This window comes from Flavobacterium sp. Root935 (assembly GCF_001429295.1).
In the GTDB taxonomy this organism is placed as follows: domain Bacteria; phylum Bacteroidota; class Bacteroidia; order Flavobacteriales; family Flavobacteriaceae; genus Flavobacterium.
The window spans coordinates 698,017-721,455 of sequence record NZ_LMJL01000008.1 but is presented as its reverse complement, the minus strand read 5'-3'; the positions used below and the strand labels follow the sequence as shown (position 1 = coordinate 721,455).

Genomic DNA, 23,439 nt, shown 5'->3' with positions numbered 1-23,439 from the left:
AGTATTAACCTTTAAAAAACCAAATAGAAAGAATAAAAAAACATGACAAAAAGAAAGAGTATAGATTGATGAGTCGTCCCAAATTTATCATTTGTATTTAATATTAATTTTTTAAAAATTATAAATAAATATCAATCACTACTATTTGCTATTGATTATAAAAATCGGTAATAGTAATATTTATCTATAGAATGTAATTTGAGTTTATTTCCCAGTCGACAGCAGCCTTCCAACCTGCAGTTGAGCGAAACCCAGATGCTTTTGAGATCTGCGGCCCAATTATTTATTTTCTATTAATCAAATATTTATTAACTATGAAACATTATTACAGATTGCTCTTTTTGTTACTGTTTCCCATGCTCGCGTTGGCACAACCAGCTCACGGAAAAAAAGTAGTGGGATATTATGCACAATGGTCTATCTATGCTAGGGATTTTAATATTCCCAAAATTGATGGAAGTAAATTGACGCATTTGAATTATTCTTTTTATGGCACAAGTTATGATCCTGCCCATCCTGAGAATACAAAATTACAATGCTTGGATACCTATGCTGATTTTGAGCATATGGAAGGTGGAATTCCGTGGGATGCTCCTGTTAAAGGTAATTTTTATGACCTAATGAAACTCAAACAAAAGTATCCTCATTTAAAAGTTTTAATTTCTGTAGGAGGTTGGACGAAAGGTCAGGATCTTTCTCCAATTGCAGCAAGCCCAGTGGCTAGAGCTGCTTTGGCTGCAGATATGGCAAACTTTATTGTTACCTATCCTTTTATTGATGGTTTTGACATTGATTGGGAATATCCTCTTTCTGGAGGAACTGATGGTACAGAAGTGATTAACGGAGCTCCAATTCCTCCGCAAAAATACAGTCCTGATGACAACAAAAACTTGGTATACTTATTAAAAGCGATGCGTCAGGCAATGCCAAATAAATTAATTACAATTGCTGCTGGAAACAACGTTAGAAAAGTAGCACAGCAATATTTAGGACCAACAAACAGATCACAATACGGAATGACAGAAGATATTTCGACGTATTGCGATTATATAACTTATTTTGGATATGATTTTGGCGGGAACTGGTATGACAAAACATGCTACAACGCACCTTTATATTCAAGTGGAAACACAAACGATCCGCTTTATGGCGCAACACAGTCAGAATCATTAGATGAACTAACAAATCAATATTTAAACGTAGTTGGTTTTCCTGCAAATAAATTAATCATGGGGCTTCCTTTCTACGGAAAGAAATTTGACCATGTGGCAAATAACGGAACCAATCCAAATTTACCTGGATTATTCGTTTCTGCACCAAGAGATATTGTTGCCGGATGTACCAATCCGCAAAATCCAACAGGTACATGGGATGGTCCTGCAGCGTGTGAAAAATCAGGAAGTATTGAAATCTGCGATTTAGTTGGAAATCCAGTTACAAATTCTCATCCTTATTTAGATCCAAATACCATGTTAGTTACTCCAGCTGCGGCTTCAGCAGGATGGGTACGTTACTTTGATAATACAACCAAAGTTCCTTATTTGTACAATTCGACTCTAAAACAGTTTATCTCTTATGAAGATAAGCAGTCAATGGATTTAAAAGTACAATATATAAAATCAAGAAATTTAGCTGGAGGTATGGTTTGGGAATTATCTCAGGATACCAGAGGTTCAGTTCCAAATTCCTTATTAACACAGGTTGATACTTCTTTCGGAAGCATTGTTGCTGGAACAGTAAGTATCTCTGGTTCTGTAAAAAACGGATCAGCATTAATTCCAGATGTTACGGTTGAATTGCGTAATGCAAGTAATACTGTTATTCAAACTGTGATTTCTACAGGAGGAAATTTTACATTCAACAATCTAACTTCGGGACAAAACTATACATTAACAGCTTTAAAAGCGACTTATAGTTTTACTCCTGTAACTTTAACAAACGTTACAGTTAATCAAACTGCAGTAGTTATTAATGGAACTCAGCCAACTTATACAGTTAGTGGAACAGTTTTAAATGGAACAACTCCAGTTTCTGGCGTAACTGTTTCTGCAGTTTCAGGAAGTACAACATTAACAGCAGTTTCAAATGCAAGCGGCGTTTACAGCATCGCAGGTTTAACAGCAGGACTTAACTTTACAGTTACAGCTGCAAAAACTGGATTCTCATATGCTCCGGCTTCAACAGTTTATAATGCTATCGACGCAAACAAAACGTTGAATTTTACACAAGGTGCAGCAGTTGTTAATTATACAGTAAGCGGAACTGTTTTAAACAATACAACTCCCGTTTCAGGAGTAACTGTTACAGCTTCTTTTACAGGAGGAAGTTATGCTGCTGTTACAAATGCAAGCGGTACTTATTCACTTAGCTTACCGTCAGGCGGAAATTATACAGTAACCGCAGCCTTAACAGGTCAAACGTATACGCCGGCTTCGACAGTTTATTCTAATTTGAATGCCAACAAAACATTAAACTTCTCTCAAGATGTAGTGGTAGTTGGAACGAACAAAATTAGCGGAACAGTTAAAAATGGAACAACTCCAGTTGCTGGTGCTAAAGTAGAATTGGTTTTACCTTGGACAGACAGCACACACAACTGGAAAAGCGTTATTGCTGTAACCGATGCGCAAGGAAAATACAGTTTTGATAATTCAGTTGTAGCAGGTTATACAACAGTTACAAGTTTAAAATTAAATACTTGGGAAAACGGAGAAGTAAATTATTTTCCAAATAATCTAGCAAACTTCCCTATTCCTGCCAATCCAACGGTTTATAATTTCAATACCAGTTCAACAGCTAAAGCAGCGTTAGCAATGGCTGCAAATTTAATTAGCGGAACTGTGAAAAATGGTTCAACACCAGTAGCAAATGCTAAAGTTGAATTGGTTTTACCATGGACAGATAATACTCATAACTGGAAAAGTGTTTTAGCAACAACAGATGCATCAGGAAATTATACTTTTGATAATTCAGTTGTAGCCGGTTATACACAGGTTTTAAGTTTGAAATTAAATTCATGGCAAAATGGAGAAGTAGCTTATTTTCCAAATAATCTGGCAAACTTTGCTGTTCCGACAACGCCGACAGTTTATAATTTCAATACACAAGCGGTAGTTACGACTAAGCCTGTGGTTGCTATTACAGCACCAACAGCTTCGGCGATTGCTATAAATTTAGGATCATCAATTAATTTTGTTGCAAGTGTTGGATTAAGCGCTGCTGATTCCACTACAATATCGTCTGTTGTATTTAGTTTAGACGGACAAACCTTAAGCGCTACTAATTCTTCAGGGACTTATACAGCGGTTTGGACACCAGCTGCAAATCAGTTTTCGCTTTCTCATACATTAACGGTTACGGCTACGGCATCAAACGGAACAACAGATTCAAAAACATATAGTTTTACATTGACTTGTTCAGGTGCAAACTGTCCAAATGCAGTGCCTGTCATTACTTGGAATTCACCATCGAACACAACTGTAAACCAAAGTTCTTTTCAAGTTGTGCCAATTTCAGTTACAGCTGTCGATAGTGACGGATCAGTTTCTGGTGTTACGATTACAATAAATGGTGGCACGTTTAACATGACAGCAGGTACAAATAATACTTATACGTATAATTTTACACCAACTGCTTATCAGGATTATCCAATCGTAATTAAAGCAACCGATAACAAAGCTGCTGTAACTACATTCAATAATACCATTAAAATTGCTCCAGTAAGCACGAATAGATTCATTCCGCTTCCATCTAAAGTTATTTTAGGATACGCACATTCTTGGGAAAATACTTCAGCTCCATTTTTATATTTCTCTCAAATGGTGGGAAGTAAGTTTAATGTAGTGGATTATTCTTTCGTAGAAACAGTGAATCGCGATGGTTATACACCAGTATTAACTACAAATGACACTAGATATTTGACTAATGGCGTTTTCAATAAGCAATTGTTGAAAAACGATATAAAATCCTTAAGAGACAGCGGAGTTCCTGTTATTGTTTCTATTGGAGGTCAAAATGGACATGTTGTTTTGGACAATGTAACTCAAAAAAATATTTTTGTTAATGGTCTAAAAGCAATTATCGACGAGTATCAATTTGATGGAGTTGATATTGATTTTGAAGGCGGATCGATGAATTTTAGTGCAGGAAATTTAAGAGATATTTCGTATGCGGGTATTTCTGCTTATCCAAGATTGAAAAACGTAGTAGATGCTTTTAAAGAATTAAAAGCATACTATGGCCCTGGATTTTTATTAACCGCAGCTCCAGAAACACAATATGTACAAGGAGGATATACGACTTATACAGATACTTTTGGTTCTTTCTTGCCAATCATTCAAAACTTACGTAATGAACTGGATTTGTTAGCGGTACAATTGTATAATACAGGAGGAGAAAATGGATTAGATGGTCAGTATTATGGTACAGCTAAGAAAGCTAACATGGTAACAGCCTTAACTGACATGATAATAAAAGGGTACAACATTGCTTCAACAGGAATGCATTTTGATGGTTTACCAGCCTCAAAAGTTCTTATTGCATTACCAGCTTGTCCGAGCGCAGCAGGCAGCGGTTACTTAACTCCTACAGAAGGAATTAATGCTATGGATTATTTAAGAAACGGAACTACTTTTTCAGGAAGAACATACACTCTGCAGCCAGGCGGGCCATATCCTTCTTTAAGAGGTTTAATGACTTGGTCTGTAAACTGGGATGCATCTTCTTGCGGTAATTCATCTGAATTATCTAAAGCATACGCAGCTTATTTTGCGTCACAAGCTACAGCAAAAACATTAGCGGTGGACGATATTTCGGCTGAAAGTAATGCGACAGTAGCTTATTTTAAAAACAATACCTTATCAGTAGCGAATGAAACAGGAGATATTACTCAAGTTGACGTATTTAATACAATAGGGCAAACTGTTACAAGTCATAGAAATATTCAAAACAACAAAGAGGTACTACTTAATAGCCCGAGTTTTGCTAGTAAACAAATTTTTGTTGTAATAGTAACAGATAAATCAGGTCACAAAAAGTCATTGAAAGTAATGAACTTTCTAAACTAATATAAATGATTGAAAATTTAGAAATAAGAAAATTGGGACGGTTAAAATTGAGTTTGGTTATTTATTTTTTAACCTAATTTTTATTTCTTAAATGCTGTGAATTGAGGTAATTTGTTATTTGGTTTTTGCCTCAACTAGCGCATTATGAACCTGGCAATTTTTATTGCCAGGTTTTTTTTAGTGCATTCCTCCCAATGAAAAATTTGCAGCACATGTACCAAAGCCAATTACAAAACCAATCACAGAATACAAGATTATTTTTAATGATGTATTTTTGTCATCTGATATAAATATCAAACGGAATAATCCGATAAAAAAAGCAAGTACACTTGCTAAGGCAGCTAGACATCCTGCTGAAGCTAAAAAATCTCCCATATTTAGATCTTTTTCTAGGTGAGTTAAATTATAAAGTTACAGACCGCTTATTATTAATGCACATGTTCCAAATCCAATTACGGTAATGACAATAGGAATTAACATTAGGGTTAAATAAAATTTTTTGTCTTCTTTTCTAAAAATTAAACCAATTAGACCAATCAAGAACATTGCTGTAAAAATAACGCCAATAAGTATTAATGCTTCCATATTTCAGACTAATTTAAACAACTAGACAGTTAATTCTTGTCGGATTTTTTCAATTTTATTATCCCTGTAAAATAAATTCATGGTTTCGAATGGAATAATTTTCATTTTATCGCTTACAATGTGAACACATGATTTTTTTACAGCTCTTACATCAAAATCATGGGCATCCATAAAATTCATAATTAAAATTCGAAATAAATTACTATAATTCAAGGTATCTGACTGAACTCTTGGCAGACAGCACATCAATTCATTAAATTCTCCTTCTGCACAATCCACAGAAATACCAGTACTAAATAAGTTAAGCATATGTGTTTTTAGTTTTTCATCATGCTCAAAAACAATTGTATTTTTTGAGTTGTTTAACAAATCTTCTGGGTTTATTAAATGAGTCATTGGAAAAACTTCGCCATCTATTTTAAGAGCATATGCCATACACAAAGCGTCTGGATTACAAGGAACAGGAATGAGATCCTGAGGTGTAAAAAGTGGATATTGCTCGTAAATTTTTCTTCGTACTTCTGTCAAGGTTATTCTTCCCGAAATATCATCATAGTTGTCATTTCTGCCTGCAACCTGTGTAGGTTGAAAAGTGACACCACGAACACATTTCTGTTGTAATGCATACTCAATTATTTTTCCAATCTCATCGTCATTTTCTCCTTTTTGCAGTGTGATTACTAGTGTGGTTGAGATATTAAACTGATTTAAATTTTCTATTGCTTTTTTGCGTACTTCTGTTAGGTCTTCGCCTCGTAATTTTTCTAATACTTCTGGTTTAAAACTGTCAAACTGCAAATAAATTTCAAAGTCAGGCATATACGTAGCCAATGTTTCTACAAATTTGATGTCTTTTGCAATTCGAATACCATTTGTATTAAGCATTAAATGCTTGATTGGTTTGCTTTTGGCTATATCTAAAATTTTAAAAAATTCTGGATGTACTGTTGGTTCTCCTCCAGAAATCTGAACAACATCGGGTTCTCCTTCATTAGCCACAACAGCATCAAACATTTTTTCTATTTCTTCTAAAGTCCGGTGTCTTCCATAGTTTGGAGCTGAGTTTGCATAGCAAGTAGGACATGCTAAATTACATCGGTCTGTAACTTCTACAATTGTCAGACAAGAATGCTGTTCATGATCTGTACATAATCCGCAGTCGTAAGGGCATCCGTAATGCACTTTTGTATTGAATTTTAAGGGCATTTCAGACTGCTTGTTGTAATTACGTAATTGTTTATAATAATTTACATCATCCGCAATCATCGACTTTGATTCACCATGTGTTTTACAATGTTTGAGCATCCAAACTTTATCGTCCTGAAATACAATTTTTGTATCTACAAGTGCCAGACATTTATGACATAGACTCTTGGTGTAATCGTAAAATATATAGTCGCGAGTTTTCATTAAAATATTTTTATGTTATAAAGTACGTTTTTTATTTATAGCTAAAGGAAATTCCCTGTAAAGAAATTTCCAATAGTAAACAAAAATTAAGATAGAGCTCCATTGTATACTGCTCAAATTAAGTAGCAAAGGCTCGTATGGTTTTAAAAATTCAATTAAAAAACGAAACAGAAAATATAAAATCATAAAGATTTTAAAACGGTCACCATTCAGCAGAGCTTTATTTTTTATACTTTGAAAAAAGATGAAAAGCAGAATCATGAAAAACATTTCATATAATGCAATAGGATGTCTTTTTAAACCGTCACCTAAATTAATTCCTGTAAAAAAGTTCGTTTCTATGCCGTAAGTAGGTTCTGCCATTCCCATAGAAAAACATCCAATACGTCCAATAAACAAAGCAGTTATTATTGGAATTACGTATAAATCTCCCGACGAAGATTTTTCTCCAATCGCTTTTTTTATAAGCTCGACACCAAATAATCCTCCTAGAAACCCGCCTGCAACCGTTTTATTTTGATATAAGGTTAAAAAAGTTTGATGGGTTATTTGAGATGGATTTTCTAATAAAGCAATAAATCGCGATCCGATCAACGCTCCAATCATTGCTCCGATCATAATAACTAAACGATTGGTGTCTGATATTGAATCTTGAGTTCTCTTTTTTAAAAAATAATAGATTCTTATTCCAACAAAAAAAGCTAACGTTTCAAATATAAAATGCCAGTAAAAAGTTTTTTCAAAAATTTCAAATTGAAAAGGAAACGTCATTTTTAGTCAGAATTTTTTGCGAATATAAGGAAATCGCATTAACATTTAAATAAACTTTCAAAAAAGAATGACAATCTGTTTAATTTTATTTTTTACACAGTGAAATTGTCAAAATTAGCCAAGCTGTCATTTGTAGTTGTAAAAAAGTAAAAGTTTTGTTCTAAAAAACTCCATAGATTTTTAAGTACTTTTGAAACTCATTATATCTGATTAAAACTCATGCATAAATTCATTTACATAAATACTTTTCTTTTAATTCTTAATTTCTGTTCGGCCCAAAATAAATTCGGAAATCCTGAAGTTGATCCCATTCAAATTCAGAAAAATTATACGGAATGGTCGGTTTATCAGAATAAAAAAATAATGCTTTCGCGAGATTTTACAGCTCTTGATTCTTCTTCTAAAGAAATTTCAAAAGAGGCTTTTTTGGATCAATTAGCAAATGAAAATTTTATCCCAATTCGGTTAAAATCAGATAACTCTACATACTATTATAAGTTGTTCAAAATTCTGGCAAAGACAGATACAAGCATCAAAGCAACAATTAACCAAATTGGTTTTGACGCTTACAAAAACTACAAAATGGAAGGAACAGCTTTTCCAAAATTCTCTTTTAAGGATTTAAATGGAAATTTGGTGACCAACGAATCCATGAAAGGAAAAATTATCGTGATAAAATGCTGGTACATTCATTGTACACCTTGTATAAAAGAATTTCCGCAAGTCAATAAATTGGTTGAAGAATATAAAGATCGAAAAGATATTGTTTTTATGAGTTTAGCGGAAGATTCACCAGAACAATTAAAAACATTTTTGGCTAGAAAACCATTGTCATATTCGGTAATTCCAGATATGAAAGAATATATGAATGAATCTTTGCAGTTGAATTCATTTCCAACACATTTTATTCTTAATAAAGAAGGTTTAATTTCTAAAGTCCTTCCGAATTTTGAAAGTTTAGAAGTGGCTTTAGCTAAAGAAAGTAAATTGTAAATTTTTTAAACCATATAAGTTCATATAAGGGATTATAAGTTTGGTTTGATGAAGTTTTAAATTGCAATCTTAAGTGCATTTAAATTTTAAGTTTAGTTTTAAATGAACTTATATTACTTATATGGTTAAAATAAAAACCTTAGCACCTTAGCATCTTTGCATCTTAGAACCTTTTTCACTACTTTTGCACCAAATTAATTAAAAAGACATTCATGTTAACAGTCAATAATTTATCAGTTCAATTTGGCAAACGAATTTTGTTTGACGAAGTAAATACCACTTTCACTCACGGAAATATTTACGGCGTTATTGGAGCCAATGGTGCTGGAAAATCAACTTTCTTAAAAGTTATTTCGGGTGATATCGATCCGACTTCTGGGCACATTCATTTAGAGCCGGGAAAACGTATGTCGGTTTTAAACCAAAATCACAACATGTTCGACGAACATACTGTTTTGGAAACCGTTTTAATGGGGAATAAAGTTTTGTATGCTGTTAAAAAAGAAATGGATGAACTTTATTTAGATTATAACGATGCCAATGCAGACAGAATAGGGGAGCTTCAGGTTCAGTTTGAAGAAATGAACGGATGGAACGCAGATTCTGATGCAGCTGCGATGTTGTCTAACTTAGGTATCACAGAAGCAGATCATTATACTTTAATGGGCGATATGGAAGGAAAAATGAAAGTTCGTGTGCTTTTGGCGCAGGCGCTTTTCGGAAATCCCGATTTGCTTATAATGGATGAGCCTACCAACGATTTGGATTTCGAGACAATCGCTTGGTTAGAAAACTTCTTGGCAAACTACGAAAACACTGTAATCGTTGTATCTCACGACCGTCACTTTTTAGATGCGGTTTGTACACATATTTCTGATATTGATTTCGGAAAAATTAATCACTACTCAGGTAACTATACGTTCTGGTACGAATCTAGCCAATTAGCGGCAAAACAACGTGCACAGCAGAACAAAAAAGCAGAAGAGAAGAAACAAGAGTTGGAAGAATTTATTCGTCGTTTTAGTGCAAACGTTGCGAAATCTAAACAAGCAACTTCTCGTAAAAAAATGATTTCTAAATTGAACATTTCTGAAATCAAACCATCAAGCCGTCGTTATCCTGCCATTATTTTCGATCAGGATCGTGAGGCTGGAGATCAGATTTTAAATGTAGAACATTTATCTGCATCTGTGGATGGGGAAGTTTTATTTAAAGATGTTCATTTGAATATGGCAAAAGGCGATAAAATCGTTCTTTTCTCTAAAGATTCACGTGCTACAACAGCTTTCTACGAAATCTTAAACGGTGAACAAAAAGCAGATTCTGGAACTTTTGACTGGGGAATTACAACCAACCAAGCGTATCTACCAGCTGAAAACCATAAGTTCTTTGAAAACGATTTGACTTTAGTAGATTGGTTACGCCAATATGCCAAAACAGAGGAAGAGCGTGATGAGGTATTTATTAGAGGTTTCTTAGGAAAAATGATTTTCTCTGGAGAAGAAGCTCTAAAAACGTCTAGAGTTTTATCTGGAGGAGAAAAAGTTCGTTGTATGCTTTCTAGAATGATGATGGAGCGTGCTAACGTTTTAATGCTGGACGAGCCAACAAATCACTTAGATTTGGAATCTATTACAGCTTTTAATAATTCGTTGAAAAACTTTAAAGGTTCTGTAATTTTCACCACTCATGACCACGAGTTTGCACAGACTGTTGGTAACAGAATCGTAGAGTTGACACCAAACGGAGTTATCGATCGTTACATGACATTTGATGAATATCTTGATGATGAAAAAATTCAGGAACAAAGAAAGAAGATGTACAATCTTTAGTTTTTAAATTCCAATCATGAAAATCCCAAATTCCAATTTTTGACTTTGGGAGCTTTGATAAAAGATAAATTACAAAGTTAATTTGCCCATTTTTGTCATTTCGACCGAAGGGAGAAATCTTCACGAGAAGCTCCGCAAAGATTGACTTTATTCTACACTCATAAAAAAATCCCAAACTCCAAGCTTTTAATTTGGAATTTGGGATTTTTTAATTTTTTATTTGTGTCTATTTACGTCCGAACATTTTTGCGAAAATCCAGATTATAATCGCAACAATAAAAATTACGATAAATATCCCGAATCCCATTCCGGCTTTAAAAATGTCTCCTACTAGTTCGCAGCTTGTAAATGAAAATAGTATAACGAATACCATTAACAATCTTAGTATTTTATTTTGCATGATGTTGAGTTTTTAAATTCATAAATAAAATTACTTCAACATTCAGGAAAATGTTTTATACAATTTTTGGAAAAAGTTTTAGGATTTGGATTCAGATTATTTCCTTAAATGCCTCTCGATATTCATCATTTGATGTAAAATTCGAATGATTTATAACTGGTTTTCTTTTATGTTGATCTTATAGAATATTAAATGTGATTTTACTTTACTTCTAAAATAAACTTTTCTAATATGATTTACATCATTTCCAGAATTTTTCTAAATCATAAGATGTTTCGTTACTAATCTTAAAATTCATTATCTGAATATTTTTTATCGAGATTGTTTAAAAAAGAAAGACGATCAAAATCTTTTACAAAATCAGATTTCTCTCCTTTTTTTAATTCCTTAATTAAGTCAGTTTTTTTGTTTCTTCTTCTTCAAACATTCTCAATGCTGCACGAACAACTTCGCTGGCAGATGAGAATCGTCCAGTTTTAATTTGTGAACTTATAAAGTTATCAAAATAATCCCCTAATAGTATTGATGTATTCTTTGGCATAACTACAATTTTATCAAAAACACCAATAATTGGTATTCTTTCCAAAAAAGATTGTATTTGTTTTTCTTTAGAGCTAAGATTATCAATATCTTTTATTCTCCAATAGTTCCTGTTTTAACTTCGCCAGCTCGCTTATAGCTTACAGCAATTACCCCACTTGGCGTAACTGTACTTTCGACTAATTTAAATCCTGCCGGAGTTGAACTTTCATTAAATAATTTTTTTCCTTTGCCTAAAATTATGGGATGAATTTTTAGAGCCAATTCATCAACTAAATCATGTTGAAGCAAAAGCTGTACTAGTGTTGCGCTTCCCCAAACTTTAATATCATCACCTTCACTATTTTTAAGTTTCTTAATGTCATCAATAGTTGAAAAGAATTCTGAGTTTTCCCAATCAGAGTTTTTTCTGGTAGAAGATAAAACGTATTTGGTAACTTCGTTAATTCCCGGCCAGCCTTCTGCGTGTTTTGGCCAATAATCCTCGAAAATATCAAATGTTTTTCTGCCCAAGAGAATGTCCGTAGGAGCCATTTGTTTCTGCGTAACTTTTCCGTATTCTTCATCACCAAATGGAGCAACCCAGCCTCCGTATTCAAAACCTCCTGATGTGTCTTCTTCAGGTGCGCCCGGTGCCTGCATTACGCCATCGATTGTAATCATTGATATGACGATTATTTTTCTCATGATGTTTAATATTTCAGTGTTTATCAAATATAAGAAAAATCATGGAAATCTTAATTTTTCAAAAAAAGCGTCATCGGCTCGATTAGTATTATAGGAGTGGATTTTAATATAGCTAAAAAATAAAAGAAGTATTAGATTCAATTATTGAAAGTTTTGACAAACGTAATTTCAAAAAATAATATTTGTCTTTAGATTTCCCCAACAAATAAAATCAGATTCCGTATATTTGCAAACCAAACATTACAATTACTTATGAGCCAAAAAGTATTACTTAATTCAAAAGAAGTTACTATCATACTCCATCGTTTGGCTTGTCAGTTAATCGAAAAACATCTTGATTTCTCCGATACTATTTTAGTGGGAATTCAGCCAAGAGGTGTTTTTTTAGCTGAACGTTTAAAACAAATATTAGAAGACGAATACAAGGTTCCTGAAATTTCTTTGGGATATCTAGACATCACTTTTTTTAGAGATGATTTCCGTCGTACTGATAAACCACTTGAAGCCAATAAAACGCAAATCAATTTTATAGTCGAAGACAAAAAAGTCATTTTTATTGATGATGTATTGTTTACGGGAAGAAGCATTCGTTCTGCATTAACCGCGATTCAATCTTTTGGAAGACCATCAGAAATTGAATTATTAGTTTTAATAGACAGACGCTTCAGCCGTAATTTACCAATTCAACCCGATTATAGAGGCCGTCAGGTAGATGCTATTAATGGCGAAAAAGTAAAAGTGAGCTGGAAAGAAAATGATGGTGAAGATGTTGTTCACTTAGTAACGAATTAGTTTAATCGGTTAACCGGTTAATTGTTTAATCGGCAGAAAGACCGATTAAACGATTTGAAAAAAAACGATTAAACAATTCAAAGAATAAACAAATAAACAATAAAAATGAAAGAATTAAGCGTAAATCATTTATTAGGAATAAAATATATCAACGAGAATGATATTAACCTGATTTTTGAAACGGCAGATCATTTTAAAGAAGTCATTAACCGACCAATTAAAAAAGTTCCTTCATTACGAGATATTACCATTGCCAATATTTTCTTCGAAAACAGTACCAGAACCAAACTTTCCTTTGAATTAGCGCAGAAACGTCTTTCTGCAGATGTTATCAGTTTTTCTGCAGCTCAGTCATCGGTTAAAAAAGGAGAAACTCTGATTGATACTGTAAATAATATCCTTTCGATGAAAGTTGACATGGTTGTAATGCGCCACTCCAATCCCGGAGCGGCTTATTTTTTATCTAAAAATGTCAAAGCCAGTATTGTAAACGCTGGAGACGGTGCGCACGAACATCCAACGCAGGCTTTATTAGACAGTTATTCTATTAGAGAAAAGCTGGGTGATGTTGCCGGAAAAAAAGTAGTTATCGTTGGAGATATCCTGCATTCAAGAGTTGCCTTATCAAACATTTACGCTTTGCAAATGCAGGGCGCAGAAGTAAAAGTATGCGGACCAAAAACGCTGATTCCGAGATATATTGAATCTCTTGGTGTTACAGTTGAACCAAATTTAAGAAAAGCATTAGAATGGTGCGATGTTGCCAACATGCTTCGTGTACAAAATGAACGTATGGATGTAAATTTCTTTCCATCAACACGCGAATACGCGCAACAGTATGGAGTTGATAAACCGCTTTTGGATTCTCTTGGAAAAGAAATCGTAATCATGCACCCAGGACCAATTAACAGAGGAGTGGAGATTACATCTGAAGTTGCAGATTCTGATCATTCTGTTATCTTAAATCAGGTAGAAAATGGTGTTGCGATTAGAATGGCGGTTATTTATTTACTGGCTTCTAAGATTCAGTAGCTTTTAGTCGCAGTTTTCAGTCTCAGTAACAGTTTTTTGATCGCGTTTTTCAGTTTTGAAAGAATGTCCACTGAGCAATCCCGAGGCTTCGGGAGAGTGCTTTTTTAATACTAAACTTGGCTTCTGCCGAAGCCTCGGGATCGCTCAGCCTGACAAACTTGAAATCTGGAACCTAAAACTTGAAACAAAAAAATAAAAAAACTTCGTACCTTAGCTCTTAGAAAATCAATTTTTATATAAGCCCCACAAATTAAAAAATGAAAGTAGATCAAAAAGGACATACCGTTACTATTAAAGATACACAAGGAGATGTAAATTCTTTCCTTGAAAAAGTTACGCAGCAGTTTAAAACCTTTGAAAAACAAAATATTATAATCGATTTATCATCAGATTCTAAGCTGTCAGAAAATGATTTAAAAGCTTTTTTACCGCTTTCTAAAGCTCACAAAAAAGCAAAAAAATCTTTCGTAATTGTTGCTTCTGATCTTGATTTTAATGCTATTTCAGATAAATTGGTTGTGGTTCCTTCTCTTTTAGAAGCGCACGATATTATCGAAATGGAAGAAATCGAAAGAGACCTAGGATTTTAGATTTCAGATTTTAGACTTTAGATTTTAGATTGTTACTAAATCTAAAATGCTTTTATCAATTCTAAAATATTTCATCAATCTAAAATCTAATATCAACAATTTAAAATGAAGTTGACTATACTTGGCTGTTATGCCGCAACTCCCAGAACCCTTACCAACCCAACTTCGCAGGTTTTAGAAATTAAAAGCCGATTATTTTTAATTGATTGTGGAGAGGGAACTCAGGTTCAGCTTCGAAAAAATAAGATTAAATTCTCAAAGATTAATCACATTTTTATTTCGCATCTTCATGGAGATCATCTTTATGGCTTGATTGGTACGATTTCGACTTTTTCCCTTTTAGGAAGAACAACCGATCTGCATATTTATGGGCCAAAAGGAATTAAAGAACTTATTCTGCTTCAATTAAAATTGACAGAATCGTGGACAACTTACAGCCTGTTTTTCCATGAATTGGAATCAAAAGAAAGTGAAGTAATTTTTGAAGATAATAAAGTCATCGTTAAAACAATTCCACTGAAACACCGCGTTTATACCAACGGATTTTTATTTCAAGAAAAACCAGCTGAGCGCAAGCTGAATGTTGAAGCTGTTCAGCATTACGATGTTCATATTGCTTATTATCAAAAGATAAAGAACGGCGGCAATGTTACTCTGGATGACGGAACTGTAATTGAAAATGAAAAACTGAGTTTTGATCCCGAACCGCCAAAAAGCTATGCCTTTTGTTCGGACACAGTTTATAACGAAGATGTGATTCCGATTATCAAGGATACAGATGTCTTATATCATGAATCTACATTTTTAGAATCTGAAGCGCGTTTAGCATTAAAAACATTGCATTCCACAGCGAAAGAAGCGGCTAGAATTGCTTTAAAAGCCAATGTGAAATATTTGGTTTTAGGTCATTATTCAACACGATATGACGAAATTGAACGTTTTAAAGAAGAAGCTAAAACCGTTTTTCCTAATGTACTTTTGGGTGATGATGGGGTGAGTTTTGAATTTTGATCTAAGATTCTAAGGGGCTGAGGTACTAAGATACTAAGTTTAGCAACGCGAACAATGGATTTCACCCTGAGCGATCCCGAGGCTCCGGGAAAAGGACTTTTGCAGCACGAGAGGCTTCTCCCGAAGCTTCGGGATCGCTCAGCCTGACAACTTGAAACCTGAAACAAAAAAATCTAAAATCTGCAATCTAATATCTAAAATATAAAATCATGAATGATTTAAGTAATTATAGAAGATCCTACGAAAAAAGCGAATTACTGGAAACTAACATTCCTGAAGATCCTATTAATTTATTTAATAGATGGTTTCATGAAGTAGAAGATTTCGGAGGAAGTGGAGAAGTAAATGCCATGACAGTTTCGACAATTGGTTTGGACGGATTTCCAAAATCGCGTGTTGTTTTGTTAAAGAAATTCTCTGAAGAAGGATTTATATTTTATACCAATTATAATTCTGAAAAAGGAAAAGCGATAGAAGCGAACCCAAATGTTTGTTTGTCTTTTTTCTGGCAGGAAATGGAACGTCAGGTAATCATAAAAGGAATTGCACAAAAGACTTCTGAAATTATTTCCGATAATTATTTTGATTCCCGCCCAGAAGGAAGTAAACTTGGTGCAATTGTTTCTAATCAAAGTGAAGTGATTCCGTCCAGAACTTTCTTGGAAGAAAACTTGAAAAAACTAGAATCAGAATTTGAAGGAAAATCAATTCCCCGACCAGATAATTGGGGTGGTTATTTAGTTACTCCTCTGCAAGTTGAATTCTGGCAGGGAAGAGCTAACCGACTCCATGATAGAATACGTTATACAAGTCAATCTGATTTTACGTGGAAGATTGATCGACTTTCCTCTTAATTTGTAAGTTTTTTATAGGTAAAAGAAAAAAACACATGTAGTTCATCGATTAATTTTGTAGTTTAACGGTAAATTGAATATGTTTGGTACAGAAATCAGACGATAATTATTCAAAAATAAATTTAAAGGATTTGCCCCAACATTTACTTTAAACCGCTAAATGCTGTTGATTATGAAAAAGATTATGCGCATCATGTTGTTCATTGCGATTCTAATCGCAATGAACTCATGTTCTGCTGAGACTGCCGAAGGAAGCGTGGATAATACTCCTGTTGAAACGCTTGTTGCCAATTATACTTACAACGATACAGAAATACAAACCATGAAGCTAATAAACGAATACCGTGTGAGTATTGGTTTAAATGCTTTGGAACGCATTAATCATATATCTTATAAATGTGAAGAGCATAATAAATATATGATTGAAAATAATGTTGTAAACCATAATGATTTTACTGAAAGATCTAAAAATCTCACAGATGTTTTGGGAGCTAAAAAAGTTGGTGAGAACGTTGCCTACAACTATAAAACTCCCGAAGCAGCTTTGAGAGCCTGGTTGGACAGCCCTGGTCACAAAGAGAATATCGAAGGTGATTATACGCACTTCGGATTATCTGTAACGACAGACGCTGCTACAGGAAAAAAATATTACACTAACATTTTTGTTAAGATTTAAATCGAATATTGAACAGGTTGGTTTTTTAGAGGTCGTTGTAATTCTTTGAATTGCAACGACTTTTTACATTAAAAAAGGCCGTCTTGTACAGACAGCCTTTTTAAAATGAAATGATCAATTTTTATAAAGCAGTAATAATAAATTCACTTCTTCTATTGGCTTGATGTTCTTCTTCGGTACATTTTACACCGTCAGCACATTGATTGACAAGCTGTGTTTCGCCGTATCCTTTGCCGGTTAATCGGTTTGGAGCTACACCATTTTTAATCAGCCATTTTATAGTCGATTTTGCTCTTCTTTCAGATAAAACTTCATTGTACTGATGTGTTGCTCTACTATCTGTATGCGAACGAATATCGAGTTTCATAGTTGGGTTATCGTTTAAAACAACCAATATTTTCTCTAGATCTAAAGCAGCTTCTGTTCTTATATTATATTTATTCAAATCGAAATAAATCATTTTAATTCCAAAACATTTTCCGAGGTCATCTCCAACAGTAACTTTGCAGGTTGATTTTTCTAATGCAATTGGTAAAGTGGTTTTACCGCTTGTTTTGGCAATAGTAACATTAACTTCTTTTGTGGTGTATTCAGGCTTTTCTGCTCTTACATTATAGGTTTTGCCGCATTCTACAGGAAAAGAATATTTTCCTGAACCGTCAGAAACAGTAGAGTTTTTAACTGCCATTTGATTGTCGTATAAAGTAATTATTGCTCCAGGCAGAATTGCTCCTGTTTCGGCATCTGTTATTATGCCTTCCAGTTCTTGAATGCATTTTAGTTTTTTGGTTTCTAAGAATTTATAAATATCATCAGAACCTTGTCCACCGTCTTTATTAGAGCTAAAATATCCTCTTCTGGAAACTGGATCAATGATATAGGCAAAATCATCATTTGGAGAATTCACGTCTCCTCCGACATTTTGAATATTAGTGATTGTACCATTTTCTTCGATATTAGCAACAAAAATATCTAATCCTCCTAAACCTGGATGTCCGTCTGATGAAAAGTAGATTTCATTTTCATTTGTAACAAAAGGATAAGTCTCTTTTCCTTCTGTATTTATTGTATTTCCCAGATTCTCAGGAGTTCCGTATCCGCCATTAGAATTAATGCTCACTTTATACAAGTCTGATTGTCCTACTGAACCGGGCATATCTGATGAAAAATATAATGTTTTCTCATCTGGACTTAAAGCTGGATGTCCAGCGCTGTAGTTATCGCTGTTAAAAGGAAGTTCGGCAATGTTGGTCCATTTGTTATTACTGTCTAATTCAGCTTTATAGATTTTGATTAGCGTAATCTTATTATCGTCTTTTCCTTTTTTTCCATTGATATAGTTATTTCTAGTAAAATAAACTGTTTTTCCGTCTTTGGTAAAAACTGGAGAAGATTCATGGAATTTTGTATTTATAGCAGATTTAAACTTATTTACTTTTGCAGCTTTTCCTGTTTCAGGATTAAGGTCTGCATTGTAAATATTCGTAAAATATTCTCCTGTCCATTTGTGTTTTCGCTGCGAAAAATTTCCTGTATCTCTTGCCGAGGCAAAATAGATTTTATTATTGTAAACAAAAGATCCGTAATCTGAATATTTGCTGTTTATTCCAGCATCTTCAATTTTATATCTTCCAGAATTTGCTTTAATTTCATCGAGATAATTGACATCATTCTTATAAAGTTTGGCTCTGGTATCGTTTTTTGATTGAGTATTAAATTCATCAAAAATTTTATTTGCCTTAGCAATATCTCCAGTAGACTTTAAAGATTGGGCGTATCGATAATAATACTCTGGTTCAACAACACTATTCATGGCAAATAACTCACCATACCATTTTGCGGCACCTTCAAAATCAGAATTAAAATAATAAGAGTTGCCTAATTTTTTAAACATGTCTTCAGATTTATAACCCTTATTGGCTACTTTTTCATAAGTTTTTATGGCATCAACGTAGGCGTAATTATCGTATTTTTTGTCTCCAGAATTTATTTTTGACTGCTGTGCATAACTGCTAAATGAAAAAGCACTTATGATTGTGAAGAAATATAGTGTATAGTTTTTCATAATACTTTTTTTTTAGAAGAAACGAGGAGTTGTCATTTTACCATTGTTTTTAAAGAATTCAAAGCGCAGGAAAATTTCATGTGAGCCAGAATTGTAATTTCTTAATCGGGTCGTTTCATTATCATAGGCATAACCAAGATATAGTCCGTCTGTGAGTTGAAATCCTGCCATTGCACTTACAGCAGCATCCCATCTGTAAGCAACACCCAAGGTGAGTTTTTCAAAGAATAAAAAGTTAGCAGACACATCAACTTGAAGTGGTGCGCCTTCGACCATTTTAGTTAAAACTGCAGGTTTGAATTTTACTTCTTGAGAAAAATCAAAAATATAACCTCCCATTAAATAGTAATTTATTTTGTCTTTGTAAATGGCAACATCATTGTCGTCGTAACGATTGGTTTGTATAAAATTTGGAACAGATAATCCGATGTAAGCGTTATCAGAATGCCAATAAATACCTGCACCAATATTGGGTGAGAAATCATTGTTCAGATTCTGGAATTGCGGATCTCCTTGAGTTTCTGGATTTAGTTTTGTTACGTCAAGATTAAAAATATCGGCTGTACCTTTTATACCAAAAGAGAGTTTCCAAGTTTCTGAGGTTGGAACTGTATAAGACAGATCTACAGAAAATTGATTCTCATTTGTTGGACCAATTTTGTCGTTTACCAAAGACACTCCAAGTCCGACATTACTATTATTAATTGGGGTATTTACTGAAATTGTATTGGTTTTTGGAGCTCCATCAAGTCCCACCCATTGATCACGATGCAGCGCAAAAATGCTTAGTGCACCACGAGAACCAGCATATGCAGGATTGATATTTATGGTATTGTACATATATTGAGTAAACTGCGCATCTTGTTGTGCATGCCCCATATAGGTAACTAACAGAATGACGAAGAAAAATAATTTTGTTCTCATAGTAGATATATTATTTAATGTTACTAATGATTTAAAAAATCAATTAGTTGTTTTATTCAAAATTGGATTATTTCGATAGATATAAATACCCGTCTAGTTTGTTATCTTGAATAGTGTTGTTTCCATCGACAGACTTATAATTAATAATATAAAAATAAGTACCAGTTGGCAGTCCGTCAGATTGCTTTACAGTTGTTCTTCCTCTTGAGTTACCGTCAAATGCATTTGTTGTATTGTTATAATTTTTGGTTTCAAAAACTAGAATTCCCCAGCGGTTATATATTTCAACTGTATTTTCTGGATAACAGGTTAAATCTTCAATATTGTCAATTTTGAAAATATCGTTCGTTCCGTCGCCATTTGGAGAAAAGGCATTATGAGGTAAAACATTGCCACAGGCTAGTACTTTACAATCATCGTTTACTTCCATATCTAGAACAATGCTTCTTGGACATTTTTCATCTGCTATTATATACTCAAATGAATAATTACCAAGCGCTATACCAAAAGGATTAAATATACTTCCCTGAAGGCTATTCGTATTATTTCTATCAATCCACGAACCAGTAGTCGGACTGCCTTCTGGGAGTAAAGTTGTTAAGTTAATCAGGGTTGAATCATCAGTACAAGCTGTACTTTTAATTTCTGTAATTCCGTTTGGAACTACAGTAATAGTGACAATTGCAGTATCACAATTCTCAGCACTCAATTTGTCACAAATTCTATAGCTATAAGTGTAAGTTCCTGCTGGTGTCAAACTAGAAACGGTTACATTTCCAGAAGCGTCAATTGTAATGTTTGGATCTGTTTTAGTATTATTTTCGTTAATAAGTGTAAAGTTTACTAGTTGCAGCGTTGCAGGATTTAGCCCTTTGAAATCATTACTTAAAACATTGCCGACAAGTCCAAAAGTATTACATCCGATATTGTTGTAACTATCATCATTAGCCACAACTGGAGTAGGCGGAGCAGGAGCATCTAGAATTATGATAGTTACAATAGCTGTATCACAGTTTCCGAAATCGGCCTTTTCACAAATCTGATAAGTCAATATGTAAGTACCGGCAGGTGCATTGGCAGCAACGTCTACCGATCCGTTTGGATTTAATGTTAAAACTCCTTTAGGATCTGGCGTTACAATTGTTAATGTTAGATCATTAATATTTGCAGCATTATTGTTTAATGTATCGTTAGTAAGAACATTTACAATATTGGTAACTGCTCCAGGTCCTGTAATTGGTGTTGGATTATCGTCATTAGCATTAATTGTAAATGTTGGTCTGGCAGTACAATAGGGATCTGCTGGTGGATAATTAACAGTAATAGTTTCGGTTGGATTTAAAGATATTATCAGATTAGCTGCTGGACGTAATTTTTCAAATCCATCAGGACCTTGAATCCATTTATTATTTTCAAAAATCCATCCCGGCCAGTCAATTCCTTTTCCAGTTCCGTCGACAACAGCTCCAGGCCATAATACACGACCATTTAAGGGTAAATCGGTCATTGTTGTAATAATAGTATTGCTACTGTCTGCCCAAGCAATTGTTAATCCGTTCACAGGAGTGAAGTTTATAGGAGTAACCACATAATCAATGTAAGGAACGTCGTTGATACAAATAGGTGTTGCAGTAACCGTCATTTTTGGTGCTTCAATTGTAATTGTAACAGTTGCAGTATCACAGTTATCTGTTTGGCCTGCTTCACAAATTTGATATACTAATGTTAATGTTCCTGCCGGCGCATTTGGTAATACATCTACAGAACCATTAGGATTTAATTGTAGATAATTATTTGGTGTTACGGTTGTTAGTATTACATCGGTTGGCGTTACTGAGATACCTTCAAGAGTATCGTTTGAAAACACATTCAAAACATTTGTAGTACTATGATTTACACCGGCAACTGGTCCAGCAGTATCATCATTCGCCACAATGACTTTTATAACTTTACAGTTTACGCTAAAGGTCTGAACCAATTTAGTGATATTTCCAGCGCAATCTGTTAAAGTGTAAGTTCTCGTTACGATAGAAACATTTCCATCGCACTCAGTATTGGTATCTGCTACAGTTATATTTACTGTTGGACTGCAATTATCAGCAGCATCTTTTATATCTGATGGACTTCCAGCAGGAATCAAATCTATACTGGCTAAATTATTTACATCCGATGGAGCAGTTCCAGTCGGAGCTGTTTTATCTCTTACAGTAAGAATTTGAGTATATGATGCTGTGTTTCCACTACAATCACTTGTTTTCCATGTGCGGGTTAAAGTGTAGTTAGATGCACATCCATTTTGAATATCCGATTTTGTTTCGGAGAATACTATTGGTAAATCTCCATTGCAATTATCTAAAGCATGCATTTCTGCTGGTTCAGGAACTGCATCACAAGATACCTCGATATCCAGAGGAAAAGTGCCTGTGAATATTGGTGCAGTTGTATCTTGAATAGTAATCAATTGCGTAAAAGTATCCGAAGTATTTCCGCAGTCATCTTTCACAGTCCAAGTATTAGTGTAAGTTCCAGCATTTGCGCAATTTGCAGAAGCTATAAACTGACCACTTACTTTTACAATATTGGTTACATCAGCATCACAAGTATCAGAAGCTGTGGGAAATAAAGTTTGAGCAGCTGTTAAAGCTGCTGCATCACTGCACTCAATAGTTTGATCTAAAGATCCTGCTTGAGTTGTCCAAGTTGGCGCCGTATTATCTTGTACCATTATGGTTTGGCTAACAGGAAGCGAAATGTTTCCACAAGCATCTTTTGCTGTCCAAGTTCTCGTAGTTATATACGATCCAGCACAGTTTCCTGGCGTAATAGTATCAACGTAGGTTAATGACGAAACAGTTCCAGTATTATCAGAAGCAATTGCTTGTTCAAAAACAGGCACCGCTGGACAATAAATTGTAGTTGTTTGTGGTAACGGGTTTATAATTGGTATAACAGAATCTCCATCAATAATTGTAAATGATTCCGAAAGCTGGCATCCATTTGCATCTGTGATAACAACGCTGTAGTTTCCAGCAGCAAGACCAATTGCCGAGGCAGTTGTCTGCACAGGAGTTGTATTCCAAGTATAAGTATATCCAGAAGTTCCTCCAGAAACCGTTACGGTAGCAAAACCGTTATTACCGCCTCCACAAGTAACATCAGTTTGTGTTTTTACTGCACTTAATGCATTTTGTGGCTGCGAAATTGTTACAGT

At 34.1% G+C, this 23,439-nt stretch carries 19 protein-coding genes; 9 read left to right on the top strand and 10 right to left on the bottom strand.

Annotation, left to right across the window (positions count from 1 at the left end; genetic code table 11):
- Positions 1-314 precede the first annotated feature (314 nt).
- Positions 315-5,066 (top strand): T9SS-translocated chitinase ChiA, encoded by a 4,752-nt coding sequence (chiA, locus tag ASE40_RS08245; RefSeq protein WP_057116467.1) that lies wholly within the window; start codon positions 315-317, stop codon positions 5,064-5,066.
- 177 nt (positions 5,067-5,243) lie between these two features.
- Here the strand turns inward: chiA and ASE40_RS08240 are convergent, their stop codons facing one another.
- From ASE40_RS08240 to ASE40_RS08230, 4 genes are read right to left on the bottom strand one after another with little or no spacing between them, the layout of a single operon-like run.
- Positions 5,244-5,441, bottom strand: a complete 198-nt coding sequence (locus ASE40_RS08240; RefSeq protein WP_057116466.1) for a hypothetical protein — start codon at positions 5,439-5,441, stop codon at positions 5,244-5,246.
- A gap of 36 nt (positions 5,442-5,477) precedes the next feature.
- Positions 5,478-5,651 carry a hypothetical protein gene (locus ASE40_RS22005; RefSeq protein ID WP_157848506.1) on the bottom strand — a complete coding sequence of 58 codons (174 nt, stop codon included), beginning with the start codon at positions 5,649-5,651 and terminating at the stop codon, positions 5,478-5,480.
- 21 nt (positions 5,652-5,672) lie between these two features.
- The gene (locus ASE40_RS08235; RefSeq protein ID WP_057116465.1) at positions 5,673-7,061 is read right to left on the bottom strand and encodes a radical SAM protein; all 1,389 of its coding nucleotides are present in this window, start codon (positions 7,059-7,061) and stop codon (positions 5,673-5,675) included.
- 15 nt (positions 7,062-7,076) lie between these two features.
- Complete coding sequence (locus ASE40_RS08230) at positions 7,077-7,832, bottom strand: prolipoprotein diacylglyceryl transferase (RefSeq protein ID WP_057116464.1); 756 nt, start codon at positions 7,830-7,832, stop codon at positions 7,077-7,079.
- A gap of 219 nt (positions 7,833-8,051) precedes the next feature.
- Between ASE40_RS08230 and ASE40_RS08225 the strand changes: the two genes are divergently transcribed.
- Together ASE40_RS08225 and ASE40_RS08220 are read left to right on the top strand one after the other, a co-directional pair.
- Positions 8,052-8,825, top strand: coding sequence for a TlpA family protein disulfide reductase (locus tag ASE40_RS08225; protein WP_057116463.1), 774 nt, complete (start codon positions 8,052-8,054; stop codon positions 8,823-8,825).
- A 212-nt stretch (positions 8,826-9,037) separates the two neighbouring features.
- Entirely contained in the window at positions 9,038-10,657 is a 1,620-nt protein-coding gene (locus ASE40_RS08220; RefSeq protein WP_057116462.1) for an ABC-F family ATP-binding cassette domain-containing protein, read from the top strand.
- A 226-nt stretch (positions 10,658-10,883) separates the two neighbouring features.
- Here ASE40_RS08220 and ASE40_RS22120 read toward each other — a convergent pair whose 3' ends face one another.
- The 3 genes from ASE40_RS22120 to ASE40_RS08210 all read right to left on the bottom strand — a co-directional run bounded on the left by ASE40_RS22120 (position 10,884) and on the right by ASE40_RS08210 (position 12,284).
- The gene (locus ASE40_RS22120) at positions 10,884-11,057 is read right to left on the bottom strand and encodes a hypothetical protein (protein WP_166669280.1); all 174 of its coding nucleotides are present in this window, start codon (positions 11,055-11,057) and stop codon (positions 10,884-10,886) included.
- Positions 11,058-11,448: 391 nt separating this feature from the next.
- Entirely contained in the window at positions 11,449-11,643 is a 195-nt protein-coding gene (locus ASE40_RS22530; RefSeq protein WP_317039083.1) for a type II toxin-antitoxin system ParD family antitoxin, read from the bottom strand.
- A 47-nt stretch (positions 11,644-11,690) separates the two neighbouring features.
- Positions 11,691-12,284 carry a dihydrofolate reductase family protein gene (locus ASE40_RS08210; protein WP_057116461.1) on the bottom strand — a complete coding sequence of 198 codons (594 nt, stop codon included), beginning with the start codon at positions 12,282-12,284 and terminating at the stop codon, positions 11,691-11,693.
- A gap of 252 nt (positions 12,285-12,536) precedes the next feature.
- On the opposite strand from ASE40_RS08210, the gene pyrR reads away from it, so the two are divergent.
- From pyrR to ASE40_RS08180, 6 genes are all read left to right on the top strand, one after another.
- Entirely contained in the window at positions 12,537-13,076 is a 540-nt protein-coding gene (pyrR, locus tag ASE40_RS08205) for a bifunctional pyr operon transcriptional regulator/uracil phosphoribosyltransferase PyrR (protein WP_057116460.1), read from the top strand.
- A gap of 105 nt (positions 13,077-13,181) precedes the next feature.
- Positions 13,182-14,108, top strand: coding sequence for an aspartate carbamoyltransferase catalytic subunit (locus ASE40_RS08200; RefSeq protein WP_029273654.1), 927 nt, complete (start codon positions 13,182-13,184; stop codon positions 14,106-14,108).
- Positions 14,109-14,365: 257 nt separating this feature from the next.
- On the top strand, positions 14,366-14,698 hold the full coding sequence (locus tag ASE40_RS08195; protein ID WP_057116459.1) for a hypothetical protein: 333 nt from the start codon (positions 14,366-14,368) through the stop codon (positions 14,696-14,698).
- A gap of 105 nt (positions 14,699-14,803) precedes the next feature.
- Complete coding sequence (locus ASE40_RS08190; RefSeq protein ID WP_057116458.1) at positions 14,804-15,709, top strand: ribonuclease Z; 906 nt, start codon at positions 14,804-14,806, stop codon at positions 15,707-15,709.
- 209 nt (positions 15,710-15,918) lie between these two features.
- Positions 15,919-16,563 carry a pyridoxamine 5'-phosphate oxidase gene (gene pdxH / locus ASE40_RS08185; protein WP_057116457.1) on the top strand — a complete coding sequence of 215 codons (645 nt, stop codon included), beginning with the start codon at positions 15,919-15,921 and terminating at the stop codon, positions 16,561-16,563.
- Between the two features lie 172 nt (positions 16,564-16,735).
- The gene (locus ASE40_RS08180; RefSeq protein ID WP_057117001.1) at positions 16,736-17,239 is read left to right on the top strand and encodes a CAP domain-containing protein; all 504 of its coding nucleotides are present in this window, start codon (positions 16,736-16,738) and stop codon (positions 17,237-17,239) included.
- A 121-nt stretch (positions 17,240-17,360) separates the two neighbouring features.
- On the opposite strand, the gene ASE40_RS08175 is transcribed toward ASE40_RS08180, so the two are convergent.
- The 3 genes from ASE40_RS08175 to ASE40_RS08165 all read right to left on the bottom strand — a co-directional run.
- Positions 17,361-19,304 (bottom strand): OmpA family protein, encoded by a 1,944-nt coding sequence (locus ASE40_RS08175; protein WP_057116456.1) that lies wholly within the window; start codon positions 19,302-19,304, stop codon positions 17,361-17,363.
- Between the two features lie 12 nt (positions 19,305-19,316).
- Entirely contained in the window at positions 19,317-20,228 is a 912-nt protein-coding gene (locus ASE40_RS08170) for a type IX secretion system membrane protein PorP/SprF (protein WP_057116455.1), read from the bottom strand.
- 67 nt (positions 20,229-20,295) lie between these two features.
- On the bottom strand, positions 20,296-23,439 hold a 3,144-nt coding region (locus ASE40_RS08165; protein ID WP_198530112.1), incomplete at its 5' end, for a gliding motility-associated C-terminal domain-containing protein.